Raw genomic sequence first — 16,491 nt, forward strand, 5'->3', positions numbered from 1 at the left:
TATTTATGATTGATACACAGGGAACGTAGACTTGTACAGCTCCAAACTCTCGGTTATCACTTTATGGGCATAACGTACACCTAACAAATGTTCGATGGTTACGTTTTTGCCTTCCAATTTTTTGTAGTCTTTAAAAAAGCGAACAATTTCGGTCATGGCATGTGGAGGCAATTCGTTTAAGTCGTTAATATAATTTACCGACATGTCATTTTTAGCCACTGCAATGATCTTATCATCCTGCTCACCATTATCAACCATATGCATTACACCTACAACCTTAGCTTCGATGATAGACATTGGGAACACATCAATTGAGCAAAGTACAAGGATATCCAAAGGATCTTTATCATCGCAATAGGTTTGAGGGATAAAGCCGTAGTTGGCCGGGTACATTACAGATGAAAATAATACACGATCAAGCTTCAACAAGCCTGATTCTTTATCAATTTCATATTTCGCTTTTGATCCTTTTGGGATTTCAATAATAGCGTTTACTATTTCAGGGATATTATCACCTGGTGAAACCTGGTGCCATGGATGCAGAGTACTCATTTATCTTTATTATATAGTAAATAAAATTATTAACTAATCTATTTTTTCGTTTTTTTCACGAAGTTTCTTTTTAACATAAGCAACAACAAGCGGAATTGTTGTAATTACAATTAATCCCAGTACAATGTATTGCAGATAATCCTGCAGTTGAGGAAACCTTCGCCCTAAAAAAAAACCGCCCAGCGTAAATACACATACCCAGGCCACGCTGCCAATAAGGTTATAAACCGAAAATCTTTTAATATCAACCTTAACAACACCTGCAAATATAGGAGCAAATGTTCTAACAATAGGGAAAAATCTCCCTAAAATAAGCGCCATCCCTCCATGTTTGTTGTAAAACTCACTGGCCAGTACTACGTAGCGCCGCTTAAAAAATAGTGAGTCGTTTTTATTGAATAATACCGGCCCCGTTCGGTAACCAAACCAATACCCCGTAAAATTGCCTAATACTCCGGCGCCTATCAATGACAATACCAGCGTAGTTATAGAAACATCAACTTTACCAGCGGCACACAATAAACCGGCCATAAACAGCAGGTAATCGCCGGGCAGAAAGAAACCAAAGAATAAACCGGTTTCAGCAAAAACAACAATAAGCAAGAGATAAAAACCACCCCTGCTTATTATGGATTGTGCGTCAGTTAAATTTTGAAGGTATTCCCAGAAACTTTCCATTCACTATATCTGTAAAACTACAAATATTATATCAATTTGCAGTTATCAATACCGATTATATGAAACGGGCTATAAGATCGGGATAAACACCAATAAGGATTGTGGCGAGAGCTGAAAGTGCGAATACTACTTTATAATAAACCGGCACAGTAAGCTCTGCGCGTTCGTCGGTACGGAAGTACATGGCGATGATGACCCTGAAATAGTAAAAGATACTAATGATAGCGTTAATCACAGCTATAATAACTAAACCGATATGATAACGGCTTACCGCTCCCGAAAACATGAAGAATTTACCGATGAAGCCTGCAGTAAGCGGAATCCCCGCCAATGAAAGCATGGCTACAGTTAATACAAAGGCAAGGAACGGGTTCTTCTTACCCAAACCATTAAAGCTTTCAAAGTTATCACTTCCACCTTGTTGCTGTACTAATATTAAACCGCCAAACGCAATGATTGAAGCTATCGAGTATGCTGTCGCATATACAAATACCGAATTACCTGAGGCAGCGCCTAATGACACGATTGCAAATAACAGGTAGCCGGCGTGAGAGATACTTGAAAATGCAAGCATCCTCTTAAAGCTTTGCTGATACAGCGCGGTGATATTGCCTATAAATAAGGTAATAATAGTAATTACAAGTATTATTGGTGTCCAGAAGTCAGACAATGGCTGGAAACAGGCAGAGAACAAACGCAGGAAGGCTGCGAACCCCGCTGTTTTAACTACTGTAGACATGAAAGCCGTGATCAGCGTAGGCGCACCTTCGTATACATCCGGTGTCCAGAAATGAAAGGGGGCTGCACCTACTTTAAAACATAAACCTACAATGATCAGGGCTATGCCTGTATAAAACATAGGGTCGATATGTGGATGGTTAATTACATACTCCCTGATAGTATCGATATTGAATGAACCCGACGATCCGTACAACAGCGCCATACCAAACAGCAGGAAACCGGTTGAAAAAGCACCCATCAAAAAGTATTTCAAAGCTGCTTCATTTGAAGCGAAATCGCTCTTTTTAATACCCGCCAGGATGTATAAGCTCACCGACATGATTTCGATGCCGATAAACAGCATAACCAAATTATTGAAAGATACCATTACAATTATACCTGTCAGCGAAAACAGAATGATGGCATAATATTCGGCGGTATGCCTGCTGATGCGTTCAAAGTATCCTTTTGACAGTAACAGGATCAGTATGGTAGATATAATGGTAACACTTGAAAATACAACTGAAAAATTGTTGAACAACAGCATGCCGGTATAGAGCGGTTCGGCTGTATCTTTTGAAGTCCATTGGCAAATTGCAAAACCCAAGGCAGCCAGCAATCCTATAACAGTAACGGGCAGCAAAGCCTTTTGCGCTTTATATAGCCCTAAATACAGCAGCACTATAGGTAAAACAGATATGATGATTATAGTATTCATTCTTTTCTTTAAAATCTTAAACCTACATTGTAAACTTTGAACCTATCTGATTTACCAGTTGCGTTACCGCAGCTTCAGAGATATGCAGAATAGGCTGAGGATAAATGCCCAATACAATAACCAGGGCACAAATGATACACAACGTTAACTTTTCAGTACCGCTAACATCAGCAAAAGTCGCTGTAAGCGGGTTGGTTTCGCCCTGCATTACGTTTTTATAAAGGCGTAACATGTAAACCGCACCAAAAATGATGGTAAGGCCCGCAACGGCAGCCAGTACCAGGTTTACATAGTGCAGTACGCTAAAATCAAATACACCTTTCAGCAACAGGAACTCGCCAATAAAACCATTAGTAAGTGGTAATCCCACTGTACCTAATAATATGATCAGGAAACCTATTGCAAATTTAGGGGCTACCTTCGCGATACCGCCAAGCTGATCTATCTCACGGGTGTTCAGCCTGCGGCTGATGATGTCCCAGATAAAGAACATACCAACAACGTTAATACCGTGGTTAAGCATCTGAATCATGGCGCCCTGAACACCGGCAATATTCCAGGCAAAAATACCCGCAGCAATCAAGCCAACGTGTGCTATTGATGAATAAGCTACCAGGCGTTTTCCGTCTTTTTGTTTAAAGGCGATAATAGAAGCATAAACTACACCTATAACCCCAAGGATCATGGCCAACGCCTGGAAATGATAAAAGCCAAGCGGGGCATTAGGGATCATCCAGCGGATAGCACCGTAAATACCCATTTTAAGCATGATACCTGATAACATCATGGTACCCCCAGATGGAGCTTCGGTATAAGTATCAGGCTGCCAGGTATGGAAAGGGAACAAAGGCATCTTGATGGCAAAGGCCAGAAAAAACGCCCAGAAGATCCAGCTCTGATGTTTAACATCCAAAGTCATTTTATAGAAATTATGGATGTCGAAAGTTTTGTCGGGAGATTGGAGGTACAGGTAGATAATGCCTACCAGCATGAACAACGAACCGGCAAAGGTGTAGATGAAAAATTTAATGGTAATACGGATGCGGTTTCCCCCCCCCCAAAGGGCGCAAATGAAGTAGATCGGGATCAATGCCGCTTCCCATCCAACGTAAAACAAAAATCCGTCGAGGGCGGTAAATACAACCAGCATACCAGCCTGCATAAATAAAATGAGGCCATAAAAAGCACCTTCGTTTTTGTATTGATGCTGATAGGTTGTTAAAATAATTAATGGTACAAGCACAGTGGTCAACAAAACCAGGATCATACTGATCCCGTCGATACCGGCACTGAAGTAAATTCCAAAACTGCTGATCCATGGCACATCAATTACAAACTGGGTTGATGCATCCGGAACAAACTTGCTTAAAAATATAAGCGCTATTACCAGTTGGGCAACAGAGAAAAATAATGCAGCATGTTTAGCTATCCCGTTTTTTAGCAGGGCAGTTATAACAGCGGCAACTATTGGCAAAAAAAGTAATATACTAACGGTCATTTTTATGTTGCTAAACGCTTATCGTTTATATTTTAGTTAATCCAAATACGCTATACACTAATACCGCGATAATTCCCAGTACCATTACAAATATGTAGAACCCTACGTTACCGGTTTGCAGCAGGCGCAGGCCTTTACTGGTTTCAATCATTCCTCTGCCAATCCCGTTCACCAAACCATCGATACCTAAACGCTCTATGATGTTATAGAAGAAGGTTGAAAGCCAGTCGAGTGGTTTGCGAACAATCAGGTCATAAAGTTCATCAAGGTAAAACTTGTGGTATGATAAGCTGGTCAACGCCGGACGCTCTTCAGTATCAGCAACAGGTACACTGCCATTTTTAGCATATTTCATATAGGCATAAGCCATAGCAGCTAAAGCCAATGCTACCGAAGTGCCCATTAACGCGTATTCAAGTGATTCGGACAAATGATGCTCGCCCAAAATTTCGTTTGATTTATGGAAAACAGGCTCAAGGAAATGTGCCAGTTCATGATGTCCGTGTAATACTTCCGGCACACCTATAAAGCCTCCTAAAATTGAAAGAATAGCTAATACAATAAGCGGAATAGTCATTGTTGGAGGCGACTCATGCAAATGATGCTCCTGCTCATGAGTACCACGGAATTTTCCGTAAAATGTAAGGTACATCATCCTGAACATATAGAATGAGGTTAACATAGCGGTTAATACACCTACAGCCCAAAATATAGGGCTATGTGCGAAAGCATGTGCCAGGATCTCATCTTTCGAAAAGAAACCAGCCAATGGCGGGATACCGGCAATAGCTACAGTACCAATCATCATGGTGGTGAAAGTAGTTTTGATCTTGCCTTTCAAGCCGCCCATTTTACGCATATCCTGCTCACCACTCATAGCATGGATCACTGACCCTGCGCCAAGGAATAATAAAGCTTTAAAGAAAGCGTGTGTTAACACGTGGAAGAAAGCACCTGTATAAGCACCAACACCCAAACCTAAAAACATATACCCTAATTGTGATACAGTTGAATAAGCCAATACTTTTTTAATATCAGTTTGAGTTAATGCGATAAGAGCCGCGATAAGCGCCGTTGCCAAACCTACATAAGCAATAATCTCCATTGTATCCGGAGATAAAGTGTAGAATATGTTTGAACGGGCAATCATATAGATACCGGCTGTAACCATGGTAGCAGCGTGGATCAAAGCCGAAACCGGAGTAGGGCCAGCCATCGCATCTGGCAACCAGGTAAACAACGGCAACTGCGCAGATTTACCGCAGGCACCAATGAATAGTAAAATGGTAATGATAAACAGTGGACCAGCGCCTGATTTCATAACAGCTGCTTTCGGGAAGATCTCTGCAAACTGGATGCTACCGAAAACATAAATAATGGTGAAGATGCCTAATAAGAAACCAAGGTCACCGATACGGTTCATTACAAACGCTTTCTTCGCTGCATCTGCATAATCAGGGTTGGTAAACCAGAAACCGATCAGCAGGTATGAGCACAAGCCTACACCCTCCCATCCAATAAACATGATGAGGTAGTTTGAACCTAAAACCAGCAGCAGCATGAAAAAAACGAACAGGTTGAGATAAGCGAAAAATTTCCCGAAACCTTCGTCGTCATGCATGTAGCCAATAGAATACAGGTGGATCAGGAAGCCAACACCTGTAATGATCAGCAGCATGATAGCGCTTAACTGATCTATAAGGAATGCGAAAGGAAATTTTAATGCCCCAACCGCAAACCAGGTAAAGTAGTTGACATTAATAGGAACTCCGGTTGATTTTACCTGGAAAAAAGCTGCAATGCTTAAACCAAATGATACCAGTACAAGCAAACTGCCAATAAAGCCAATTACACTTTTTGATAATGAATTACGGCCAAGTCCGTTTATAACAAAACCGGCTAACGGTAGTATTGGAATAAGCCAGATATATTTATCCATGTTCGATGTTGTACGTTTTACGCGTTACGTTATACGTTTTTAATTATCTAATCGCTATTGCGGGAAAGAGGCAACAACGTTTGTTTTATTACTAATCAGCTATTACAATTCCGAAATTGAAACTCCGAAATCCGAAATAACTGTTACCACTTCAACCTGTTCAGTACGTTGATATCAATTGAGTTTGTATTACGATAGATCATCACGATAATAGCCAAACCTACTGCAACTTCAGCAGCGGCCAGCGCCATGATAAAAAACACGAATACCTGCCCGGTTGCATCACCCCTGTATACCGAAAACGCGGTAAGCAAAAGGTTAACCGAATTAAGCATCAACTCAACCGACATGAAGATCACGATGGCATTACGGCGGATCAATACGCCCATTACGCCTATAGCAAAAATGATTGTGCTTAACAATATATAATGATTAAGCGGCACGGCGTGCATAGTATTTGTTAAACTTTCCATTATGCTGCTTTAGGTTCTTTTTCTTTAGTAGCCAATAATACCGCGCCTACCATAGCTGATAAAAGCAATACAGATGATACTTCAAATGGCAATAAAAATTCGTTGAACAATACTTTACCCAAGTTTTTTACAAGGCCCAGATCAGGGTTTTGTAACAATACCGGGTTAGATGCGCCCATCAGTTTAAGTGAAGATGCAACAGCTACAGCCAAGATGCCGCCGCCAAAAACACCAGCTATTTTAACCATGAAAGGCTTTACAGGTTCCGACTCCTTGTTAAGGTTGATGAGCATCAGCGTATACAGGAACAATACCAATATAGCGCCCATGTACACGATGAAGTTTACTATCGCCAAAAATTGAGCGTTAAGCAAAATGTAGTGAATGGTGAAAGTAAAAAAAGTAAGGATTAGATAAAGGATACTATGTACCGGATTTTTGGCCGAGATTACCAATATCGAAAAGAATATGGACAAAAATGCGATGAAGTAAAATGTACTCATGTTTTTATTTACAAAATACCTTTACCCTTTTAGGCAGGGCAAAGGTATAAAACTTCTTTATTGATTTAAGGGTGCTTCTACTAATTTGTCTTTACCGTAAATAAAATCCTTCCTTAAGTAGTCGGCAGGTACGATATCACCGTCAAGATAAATAGCTTCCTTAGGGCAGGCCTCTTCACATAAACCGCAAAAAATGCAGCGCAGCATGTTGATTTCATAAACAGCAGCGTATTTCTCTTCGCGGTACAGGTGCTCCTCGCCTTTCTGGCGTTCGGCAGCTGTCATGGTAATAGCTTCTGCCGGGCACGATAATGCGCAAAGGCCGCAGGCTGTGCAACGCTCCCTGCCATCCTCATCGCGTTTAAGCGAGTGCATGCCACGGAAATTTTCTGAAAATTCACGCTTTTCTTCAGGATAGCTGATGGTTACCGGCTTTTTGAAAAAGTGTTTCATTGTAGTGGATAAACCGCCCACAATGGCCGGCAGGTAAGCACGCTCTAAAAAATTGAGTGGCTTAACTTCCAGTACTTTTCGTTTATTGCTTAATGATTCCATTTTTTAAAAACTCCAATCTATTTAAGTAATGTACTAATCACGCCTGTCAGCACGATGTTGGTGATGGCCAATGGAATTAATATTTTCCAGCCAAGGTCCATCAACTGGTCATAACGGAAACGCGGGATAGTCCAACGCACCCACATGAAAAAGAAGATAGAGAAGAATATCTTACCAAATAATACAACAACGCCAATAAGCGGTGCAATGGTTGGTCCGGCATGAGCCGCAACCCAATCCATACCAGGGTAATTGTAACCACCCCAGTACAGGGTAGCCATTACTGCCGATGAAATGAACATGTTGATATACTCGGCAAACAGGTAAAAACCTAATTTCATTGATGAATACTCGGTGTGGTAACCACCTACAAGCTCGGTTTCGCACTCAGGTAAATCGAATGGTGAACGGTTAGTTTCGGCAAAAGCACACACCAGGAACAGCAGGAAGCCAAGTGGCTGTCTCCAAACATTCCAGGCAAAACCATGTTGTTGCTCTGCGATTTCCTTAAGGCTTAAAGTACCGGTAAGCATCAGCAATGCGATGATGGATAAACCCATCGAAATTTCGTAGCTGATATTTTGTGATGCCGCGCGGATAGCGCCTAATAATGAGTATTTATTATTGGAAGCCCAGCCGCCAATCATAATACCATAAACGCCTAATGATACCACACCAAAAATGTAAAGTACACCTACGTTAATATCGGTAACCTGCAGATCAAACGTACGACCGCCAATTTGGATAGCCGATCCCCATGGAATAACAGCCGAACCGATGCAAGCAGTTAAAATAGCCAGTGAAGGGCCCACAATGAACAGGAAGCCGGTTGCATTGGTAGGGATGATCTCTTCTTTCAAAAACATCTTGCCACCATCGGCAAGGGGTTGTAAAATACCCCAGGGACCGGCACGGTTAGGGCCTATCCTATCCTGGAAAAATGCAGCAACTTTACGTTCGGCATAGGTTGAATACATAGCCACAACCAGGCTGATAGCGAAAATCACAACGATCAGTACGATCCTGAATATTAAATCGGTAGTTTCCATTATAAGCGGGTCTCCCTTTCAAATTGTTCTTTATTAGCTTCCATCAGTACCGGGTTGGTTTTAACAACCGGCAGCGGTGTAAACTCGTAATGGTTAGCGCTGATCACAGAGTGGTGAGATACTTTACGTGGGCCTTCAATAACCCAATCGGCAGTTTTCTTTTTATCGAATCGGCAGGTATTGCAGATAAATTCCTCAACTTCACCATAAACATCTTTACGGCCAGTTACCCTGATCACATCTTCGCCTTTATACCAAAGTGTTACTTTACCGCAGCATTTATCGCAATCGCGGTGTGCTTCAACAGGCTTGGTAAACCAAACACGGTTTTTAAAGCGGAAAGTTTTATCAGTTAAAGCACCTACTGGGCATACGTCAATCATGTTACCCGAAAAATCGTTATCAACAGCTTTGCTGATGTAAGTGGAAATTTCAGAATGATCGCCCCTGTTCAGGATGCCATGTAAACGGGTATTGGTAATTTGATCGGCAGTAAACACACAACGGTAGCAAAGGATGCAGCGGGTCATATGCAGCTGAATTTTGTCACCTATGTCGATCTTTTCAAATGTACGGCGGTCAAATTCATAGCGAGTTTTAGCTGCTCCATGCTCAAAGCCCAGATCCTGCAAGTGGCATTCGCCGGCCTGGTCGCAAACAGGGCAATCAAGCGGATGATTGATCAGCAGCATTTCTACCACGCCTTTACGGGCTTCAATAACTTCTGGCGAAGTAATATTCTGTACCTCCATCCCATCCATAACACCGGTACGGCATGAAGCCACCAGTTTAGGCATAGGGCGCGGATCTTTTTCTGATCCTTTGGTAACCTTAACCAAACAGGTACGGCATTTACCGCCGCTACCCTGCAGCTTAGAGTAATAGCACATTGCAGGCGGAACAATATCACCTCCTATTTGCCTTGCAGCGTTCAGGATGCTTGTTCCGGGTTCTACATCAACGGTTATTCCGTCTATTGTTACTTTCATTGACATTTAATAATAACGTCGTTTGTTAATTTCTAAAATTCTTCGCCTCTAAATCAATTTTAAAAGCTAAACCACTATGTCATTGCGAGGCACGAAGCAATCTCGTAGCTATTCTTTTCATGCGACGAGATTGCCACGCTCCGCTCACAATGACATATAGTTATATATTTACGCTGTCTCTGCAACTTTCAACGGATCAGCATAATGTGCCAAACCGTAGTTTCTTGAAGTTGCTTCGCTGGCGTTAGTTACGTGCCATTCAAACTCATCCCTGAAATGGCGAATAGCACTGGCCACAGGCCATGCTGCCGCGTCACCCAGCGGACAAATGGTATTTCCCTCTATTTTCTTAGATACATCTACCAGCAAGTCCATGTCGCTCATTTTGCCATGACCATACTCAAGGCGATGTAACACTTTTTCCATCCAGCCGGTACCTTCACGACAAGGCGAACATTGTCCGCAACTCTCGTGGTGATAAAAACGCGCGAAGTTCCAGGTATTACGTACAATACAGGCATCTTCATCATAAGCGATGAAACCACCCGACCCCAACATAGTACCGCTTACGAAACCGCCATCTGACAATGACTCGTAGCTCATCAAGCGGGCTTCGTTATTGATAGTTTTCAGGATGAGGTTAGCCGGTAAAATTGGCACTGATGAACCACCCGCAACAACCGCTTTTAAACGCTTGCCATTGGCGATACCACCGCAATACTCATCAGAATATATAAATTCTTCAACAGGTACACCAAGTTCAATTTCATAAACCCCCGGTTTTTTCAGGTTACCACCTGCAGAGATCAATTTGGTACCTGTACTACGACCGATACCTATTTTAGCATATTCGTCGCCACCTTCGTTAATAATAGGTACAACCGCCGCTATAGATTCAACGTTGTTTACAACGGTAGGGCAACCGTATAGACCTGCGATAGCCGGGAATGGCGGTTTGATGCGCGGGTTACCACGTTTACCTTCCAATGATTCCAATAAAGCGGTTTCTTCACCGCAGATATAAGCGCCACCGCCTGGCTGAACGTAAAGCTCAAGATCGTAACCGGTACCTAAGATATTTTTACCTAAAAAGCCTTTTGCTTTTGCTTCAGCGATAGCTCTTTCCAGGATCCTTACCTGTGGCATCATTTCGCCGCGCAGGTAGATGTATGATGTATTAGCACCAAGCGCAAAACTTGATACAATCATGCCCTCAATCAGCAAATGAGGGATATAAGTCATCAGGTAGCGGTCTTTAAAAGTACCAGGTTCCGATTCGTCACCATTACAAACCAGGTAACGCGCAACGCCTTCGGGCTTAGCCAAAAAGCTCCATTTCATACCGGTAGGGAAACCCGCACCGCCACGACCGCGTAAGCCCGATTTTTTAACCTCCTCAACAATCGCCTCAGGCGACATGGTTTTCAATGCTTTCTCCACAGAAGCATAGCCACCTTTTGAACGGTAAACATCAAATGTGTTGATGCCGGGTACGTTTATATGTTCTAAAAGTAATTTCCGTCCCATAACTTAATTCTTAGCTTTCGCTTTTAAATCACTGATCAATTTATCTACCGACTCGTTGGTCAGGTTTTCATAAAAAGTATATTCAGGGCCAATTTGCAATACGGGGCCAAAACCACAGGCGGCAAGGCACTCTACCCCTCTCCAGCTGAATAAGCCGTCGGGAGTAACTTCACCTTCTTTTACACCAAGGGTTTCCTCTATATGATCCATGATCTTTTCGGCACCTACCAGGCAGCAACCGCTTGTGCGGCAAACTTCCAGCACGTACTTGCCCTGCGGGCGTAAAAAGTACATGGTATAAAATGTAGCAACCTCGTATACCTCAATAGGCAGGATGCTTAAATATTCGGCAACCTTATCCATCGCGGGCGCGCTTACCCAGCCAAACTCAGCCTGTACCAGGTGAAGGATTGGCAGTAAGCCAGATTTTTGCTTCCCCTGCGGATAACGGCTAACTATTTCATCAAATTTGCTGATCAGTGCCGGCGAAAATTCAACCGGTTCCTGAGCTTCGTCAACTCTAAGCATCTAACTCTCCGGCTATAACGTTTAAACTACTCATGTTAATAATAGCATCTGATAATAACATACCGCGGCTCATTGGTGCATACATCTGGTAATTGATGAAACTTGGCCTGCGGAAATGTAAACGGTACGGTGAGCGGCCACCATCATTAACCAGGTAAAAGCCCAGCTCGCCGTTAGCACCTTCAACCGAATGATAAACCTCGGTTTTGGGGGTTGGAATTTCGCCCATCACAATTTTAAAGTGATAGATCAAAGCTTCCATGTTATTATATACTTCCTCTTTTGGAGGCAGGTAAAATTCAGGTACATCAGCGTGGAAAATATCGCTTGGTTCTTTATCAAGTTTGGCTAAAGCCTGTTCAATGATCCTTAAGCTTTGCCACATTTCTTCGTTGCGAACCAAAAAACGGCTGTAAACATCACCATTGTCGCCTACCGGCACTTCAAATTCAAAGTCTTCGTATGATGAATATGGGTTCATAGCCCTTACGTCGTAATCAACACCGGCAGCACGTAAAAGCGGCCCGGTCCAGCTGTAGCTCAAAGCGGTTTCAGCGCTAACAGCAGCTACGTCCCTGGTACGGTCAACAAAGATCCTGTTACGGTTAAACAGGCTTTCAAACTCTTTAAGGGTTTTAGGGAAGTTCTTTAAAAATGCGCGCAGCTTATCGAATGCACGGCTGTTGAAGTTACGCTCAAAACCACCGATACGGCCAATGTTGGTTGTAAGGCGCGATCCGCACACTTCTTCATATATTTCATAAATAGCCTCACGGTGCTCCATCATGTACAGGAAGCCTGTAAACGCGCCGGTATCCACACCCAATACACCGTTACAAATGATATGATCGGCTATACGGGCAAGCTCCATCACAATTACGCGCAAGTAATCAACGCGCTTTGGAGTTTGGATATTTAACAACTTTTCAACTGTCATATGCCAGCCCATGTTATTGATGGGTGATGAGCAATAGTTTAAACGGTCGGTAAGCGGGGTTATCTGGTAAAAAGGCCTGTGCTCGGCAATTTTTTCAAATGCGCGGTGTATATAACCAATGGTTGATACACCGCTAACGATGCGTTCGCCATCAAGCTGAAGCACATTTTGAAACACCCCGTGGGTAGCAGGGTGAGTTGGCCCCAGGTTAAGGGTTGATAGTTCGCTTTGCGGATCGTTATCTGTATATACAGGATGATTTTGCATCAGTATTATTAATTAGAGTCAGGAATTTTTAGAGTCAAGAATCAAGAAATAAAGAGTCAAGACGGAAAACTTCTCCCCCCTTTCTTACTTTCCTATTTCTTGTTTCTTATGTCTCAATTTCTTGTTTCTATCTATGTATTATCTTCCGAAATAGAAATCCTTCTTGTCAACACGGTTAGGATCTTCCAGCGGAAACTCCTTACGCATTGGGAAAGCGGTCATATCATCTACGTTCAAAATCCTGCGCAAATCCGGGTGACCGTCAAATAGCACCCCGAAAAGGTCATAAGTTTCGCGTTCCATCCAGTTTGCACCATCCCAAAGCACCGTAGCAGTTGGGATATGCACATCAGCATCGGCCAAAAATACCTTGATCCTGATACGGGCATTAGTAGTGAGGCTATGCAGGTGATAAATAACGCCTATCGGCTTTTCCTGTTCAGGGTAATGAATACCTGTAATATCTGTCAGGAAAATGAATTTAAGGGCCGGATCCGTTTTCAGGAAAGTAAGCAGATCGATGATTGTTTCACGGTCAGTTTCAACTGTAAGCAGTTCATACGGTTCACCAACAACCGTTACTGAAGTATCAAATCTATCGGCTATAGCTTTAATAAGCTCTTCGTTAGGTATTTTAGCCATTATTGAATTCCGTATTTAGCTAATAACTCCTGGTATTTAGGCTCGCTCCTGCGGCGCAGGGATTCCGTTTTTACCAGCTCCTGAATATTCATAAAACCATCTATAATAGCCTCTGGCCTCGGTGGGCAACCAGGTACGTAAACGTCAACCGGGATAACTTCGTCAATACCCTGCAAAACGGAGTAAGTATCAAATATGCCACCGCTTGAAGCGCACGCGCCAACAGCCATTACCCAACGCGGTTCGGCCATTTGCAGGTATACCTGGCGCAATACAGGAGCCATTTTCTTGGCTATGGTACCCATAACCATTAACAAATCGGCCTGTCGTGGTGAAAAACTCAAACGCTCGGCACCAAAACGTGAAAGATCATAGTGAGATGCCATGGTGGCCATAAACTCAATACCGCAGCACGAAGTAGCAAATGGTAAAGGCCATAATGAATTTGAGCGTGCTATGCCTATTACTTTATCAAGCGAGGTAGCAAAAAACCCGGCGCCTTCAACTCCGGCAGGGGCATCAACTAATTGAATATCACTCATTGAACTAAATTGATAGAAAAACCATCACCACTAAATGTGGATAATAGCAGCAAATTTACAATAATAACGATGTAAAAAGTACACTACAGGTATAGAGCGGGTATATTTAGAATCAATCTAAACTTAATCCCAGTCTAAAGCTCCCTTTTTTATTACGTAGATAAAACCCAGCAGAAGTGTCGCCATGAAAATAAACATTTCAATAAGACCGGTAGTACCTAAAGCCTTGAAATTTACCGCCCAGGGGTACATAAAAATAACCTCCACATCAAACAGCACAAATAAGATGGCCACCAGGAAATATTTAATGGAGATTGGTGTACGGGCATTACCCACCACCTCAATACCCGACTCAAAAGGGGTCAGCTTATCTTTTGTTTTTCTTTTGGGCCCTATTTTATGCGTTACAAACATTGTTGTTACCACAAACCCTAAAGCAACCACCATTTGAAATATGATGGGTAAATAATTAACCGGTAAACTTTGTGCTTCCATGCTGCAAATATACTAATGCCTTAATAATAAAAAAGTGTGATTTATAAGGTTGTTAATCATTTCTGCAATTCAGTACTAATCTTGATAACAAATTATCGTTCCAGGTCAATTTTTCAAATTGGGTAAACAAAAAAGGCCTCTTTTAAAAGAGGCCTTTCATATCAATTAAAGTTTATTTATTTGCTTTTACCGGCTCCACCTTTGCGTTGGAAGAAAGCTACCGCCTGTTTGTTGGTCGGATCATTTTCTCTGGCTTTAGTAAAGTTTTCGGTCGCTTTAGCATCGTCTTTTTCTTTGTACTCATAGTAAGTACCTAAGTAAGCATAAGCATTGGCAAGGCTCTTTTTAGCTTTTTCGTCCGGGGCACCTTTAGCAGTTACCAGCTCAATGTATTTTTCATAGAAAGGTTTAGCGTATCCGTTAATGTTATTACGATCTTTTTCTTTCATATCGTTGACATAAGCACGGTACAAGTAGCCATCAGCTGTAGTTGGGCTTTTTTGGTTTACGTAGCTGAAGGCTGAATCTGCCCTTACAAGCAGTGAATCGGCATTTGGTTTCTTTTCGTCATAACCAAAGTAGTAGCTGATACCTTCGTAAAAATAGTCAGTCAATTTTACGTTACGGCCGGCTTTCAAAGTAACCTGGCGATACGCATCACCTGCCTGCTCATATTTTTTCTGGTGATATAATGCTTTGGCAATTTCGCCGTAAACATCAGTTTGAGTGCTGTCAAGCTCTAAAGCTTTTTTCAAAGTATTGATACCAACTGAATCCTGACCTGTAGCCATTTGCAAACGACCCTGATATAAATAGTCACGCGGGATGATACGTTTTGGGTCAGCTTTCTGGAACCAGGTGTTGATTGCAGTTAAACCGTTTTGATAATCTTTGTTTTCGTAAGCGGCATAAGCCAGGTAACGATAAACCCTTGCATTGGTGCTTGCTGATTTTGACAAATCAGTAGCTACCTGTTGTAAGGTTTTATAATCACCAGCCAGAATCAAGAAGTCGGCATAACGCATTTGAGATTCTACCGATTGATCTGTTAAGCTCAGGTATTGTTTGTAGTGATCAACAGCTTCTTTAATTTTAGCAGAAGCCATTTTAGGATCTGTTAAAGACCAGCGCAAATCGGTTTCAGCCCATTCGCGGTAAGCCGGGCCGTAATTTGCATTAATAGCCAATGCATCTTTAAATTGCTGCTCAGAGCCATCAAAGTTATTAGCAAATTTATACAATACACCGGTTGCTACCTTGGCCGCTGGGTTCTTAGGGTCAAGCGTAGAAGCGTCAGAATAGTTTGAGTACGCTTCGTTACTTTTTAACACAGAGCGGTAAGCATCACCTAAAGCGATAAGCAAATCAACATCTTTTGCATTGATAGCTTTTCCTTTAGTCAGTACTGCAATAGCAGCATCTGCATCAGCGGGCGCAACTTTTTTATCGGTAGTAGTAGGCAGCAAATATGATAAACCTACATACGTGTAAGGTTTTGCGTCCTTACCTGCCAAAGCTACAGCCTGATTAAAGTTGGTTGTTGCTCCGGAATTATCCTTATCCAAACGAGCGACAGCACCTAAACCGGCATAATTTAATGCTGATTTTGGATTTGCAGCAATACCTTTATTGAAAACGACTTTCGCCGAATCAGCATAGTCCTGTTTAATGTACACCCAACCCAGATAAAAAAAGTTTTCATCTTTAGTTGGCTGAGTAGTAGTAAGCGTTTTGAGCATCGACTCTGCTTTCTGATATTGTTCGGCGTCAATAGCTTTTTTGGCGTCGGCAAGACTTTGCGCAAAAACTGATGATGAACCTAAAAATACCAGTCCTAATGAAGCCTTAGCTATTTTACTGATCATTTTCATCTTTATTT

Annotated in this window: 17 protein-coding genes; all 17 read right to left on the reverse strand. The window is 42.3% G+C overall.

All coding sequences use genetic code 11. The features are described from left to right. Positions 1–3 precede the first annotated feature (3 nt). On the reverse strand, positions 4–552 hold the full coding sequence (locus DIU38_RS18965; protein WP_091175807.1) for an inorganic diphosphatase: 549 nt from the start codon (positions 550–552) through the stop codon (positions 4–6). Between the two features lie 33 nt (positions 553–585). Further along, entirely contained in the window at positions 586–1,230 is a 645-nt protein-coding gene (locus tag DIU38_RS18970) for a DedA family protein (protein ID WP_112654850.1), read from the reverse strand. 55 nt (positions 1,231–1,285) lie between these two features. Further along, a complete protein-coding gene (locus DIU38_RS18975; RefSeq protein ID WP_091175804.1) occupies positions 1,286–2,668 on the reverse strand; it encodes an NADH-quinone oxidoreductase subunit N in 1,383 nt (460 codons plus the stop codon). A gap of 22 nt (positions 2,669–2,690) precedes the next feature. Continuing rightward, positions 2,691–4,166, reverse strand: coding sequence for a complex I subunit 4 family protein (locus DIU38_RS18980; RefSeq protein ID WP_112654851.1), 1,476 nt, complete (start codon positions 4,164–4,166; stop codon positions 2,691–2,693). Between the two features lie 25 nt (positions 4,167–4,191). Then, positions 4,192–6,105 (reverse strand): NADH-quinone oxidoreductase subunit L, encoded by a 1,914-nt coding sequence (gene nuoL, locus DIU38_RS18985; RefSeq protein ID WP_112654852.1) that lies wholly within the window; start codon positions 6,103–6,105, stop codon positions 4,192–4,194. Between the two features lie 143 nt (positions 6,106–6,248). After that, complete coding sequence (gene nuoK / locus DIU38_RS18990; RefSeq protein WP_090533902.1) at positions 6,249–6,578, reverse strand: NADH-quinone oxidoreductase subunit NuoK; 330 nt, start codon at positions 6,576–6,578, stop codon at positions 6,249–6,251. Further along, positions 6,578–7,081, reverse strand: coding sequence for an NADH-quinone oxidoreductase subunit J family protein (locus DIU38_RS18995; RefSeq protein WP_090533903.1), 504 nt, complete (start codon positions 7,079–7,081; stop codon positions 6,578–6,580). The genes nuoK and DIU38_RS18995 overlap by 1 nt, the downstream gene beginning before the upstream one ends. 57 nt (positions 7,082–7,138) lie before the next feature. Beyond that, positions 7,139–7,636 carry a NuoI/complex I 23 kDa subunit family protein gene (locus tag DIU38_RS19000; RefSeq protein ID WP_090533905.1) on the reverse strand — a complete coding sequence of 166 codons (498 nt, stop codon included), beginning with the start codon at positions 7,634–7,636 and terminating at the stop codon, positions 7,139–7,141. A gap of 17 nt (positions 7,637–7,653) precedes the next feature. Then, positions 7,654–8,685, reverse strand: a complete 1,032-nt coding sequence (gene nuoH / locus DIU38_RS19005) for an NADH-quinone oxidoreductase subunit NuoH (RefSeq protein WP_112654853.1) — start codon at positions 8,683–8,685, stop codon at positions 7,654–7,656. Beyond that, the gene (locus DIU38_RS19010; RefSeq protein ID WP_371328329.1) at positions 8,685–9,674 is read right to left on the reverse strand and encodes a 2Fe-2S iron-sulfur cluster-binding protein; all 990 of its coding nucleotides are present in this window, start codon (positions 9,672–9,674) and stop codon (positions 8,685–8,687) included. Before DIU38_RS19010 ends, nuoH begins: the two co-directional genes overlap by 1 nt. Before the next feature lie 168 nt (positions 9,675–9,842). Beyond that, on the reverse strand, positions 9,843–11,201 hold the full coding sequence (nuoF, locus tag DIU38_RS19015; protein WP_112654854.1) for an NADH-quinone oxidoreductase subunit NuoF: 1,359 nt from the start codon (positions 11,199–11,201) through the stop codon (positions 9,843–9,845). Between the two features lie 3 nt (positions 11,202–11,204). Further along, complete coding sequence (locus DIU38_RS19020; RefSeq protein WP_090533912.1) at positions 11,205–11,729, reverse strand: NADH-quinone oxidoreductase subunit NuoE family protein; 525 nt, start codon at positions 11,727–11,729, stop codon at positions 11,205–11,207. Next, on the reverse strand, positions 11,722–12,933 hold the full coding sequence (locus DIU38_RS19025; RefSeq protein WP_175490103.1) for an NADH-quinone oxidoreductase subunit D: 1,212 nt from the start codon (positions 12,931–12,933) through the stop codon (positions 11,722–11,724). The genes DIU38_RS19020 and DIU38_RS19025 overlap by 8 nt, the downstream gene beginning before the upstream one ends. Positions 12,934–13,071: 138 nt before the next feature. Beyond that, the gene (locus tag DIU38_RS19030; protein WP_112654855.1) at positions 13,072–13,575 is read right to left on the reverse strand and encodes an NADH-quinone oxidoreductase subunit C; all 504 of its coding nucleotides are present in this window, start codon (positions 13,573–13,575) and stop codon (positions 13,072–13,074) included. Continuing rightward, positions 13,575–14,117, reverse strand: coding sequence for an NADH-quinone oxidoreductase subunit B (locus DIU38_RS19035; RefSeq protein WP_090533918.1), 543 nt, complete (start codon positions 14,115–14,117; stop codon positions 13,575–13,577). The genes DIU38_RS19030 and DIU38_RS19035 overlap by 1 nt, the downstream gene beginning before the upstream one ends. Positions 14,118–14,240: 123 nt before the next feature. Next, positions 14,241–14,612 carry an NADH-quinone oxidoreductase subunit A gene (locus DIU38_RS19040; RefSeq protein ID WP_090533920.1) on the reverse strand — a complete coding sequence of 124 codons (372 nt, stop codon included), beginning with the start codon at positions 14,610–14,612 and terminating at the stop codon, positions 14,241–14,243. Positions 14,613–14,788: 176 nt separating this feature from the next. Then, the gene (locus DIU38_RS19045) at positions 14,789–16,477 is read right to left on the reverse strand and encodes a tetratricopeptide repeat protein (RefSeq protein ID WP_243770913.1); all 1,689 of its coding nucleotides are present in this window, start codon (positions 16,475–16,477) and stop codon (positions 14,789–14,791) included. Between the last annotated feature and the right edge of the window lie 14 nt (positions 16,478–16,491).

The organism is Mucilaginibacter metallidurans, assembly GCF_003286435.2.
GTDB classification, from domain to species: domain Bacteria; phylum Bacteroidota; class Bacteroidia; order Sphingobacteriales; family Sphingobacteriaceae; genus Mucilaginibacter; species Mucilaginibacter gossypii.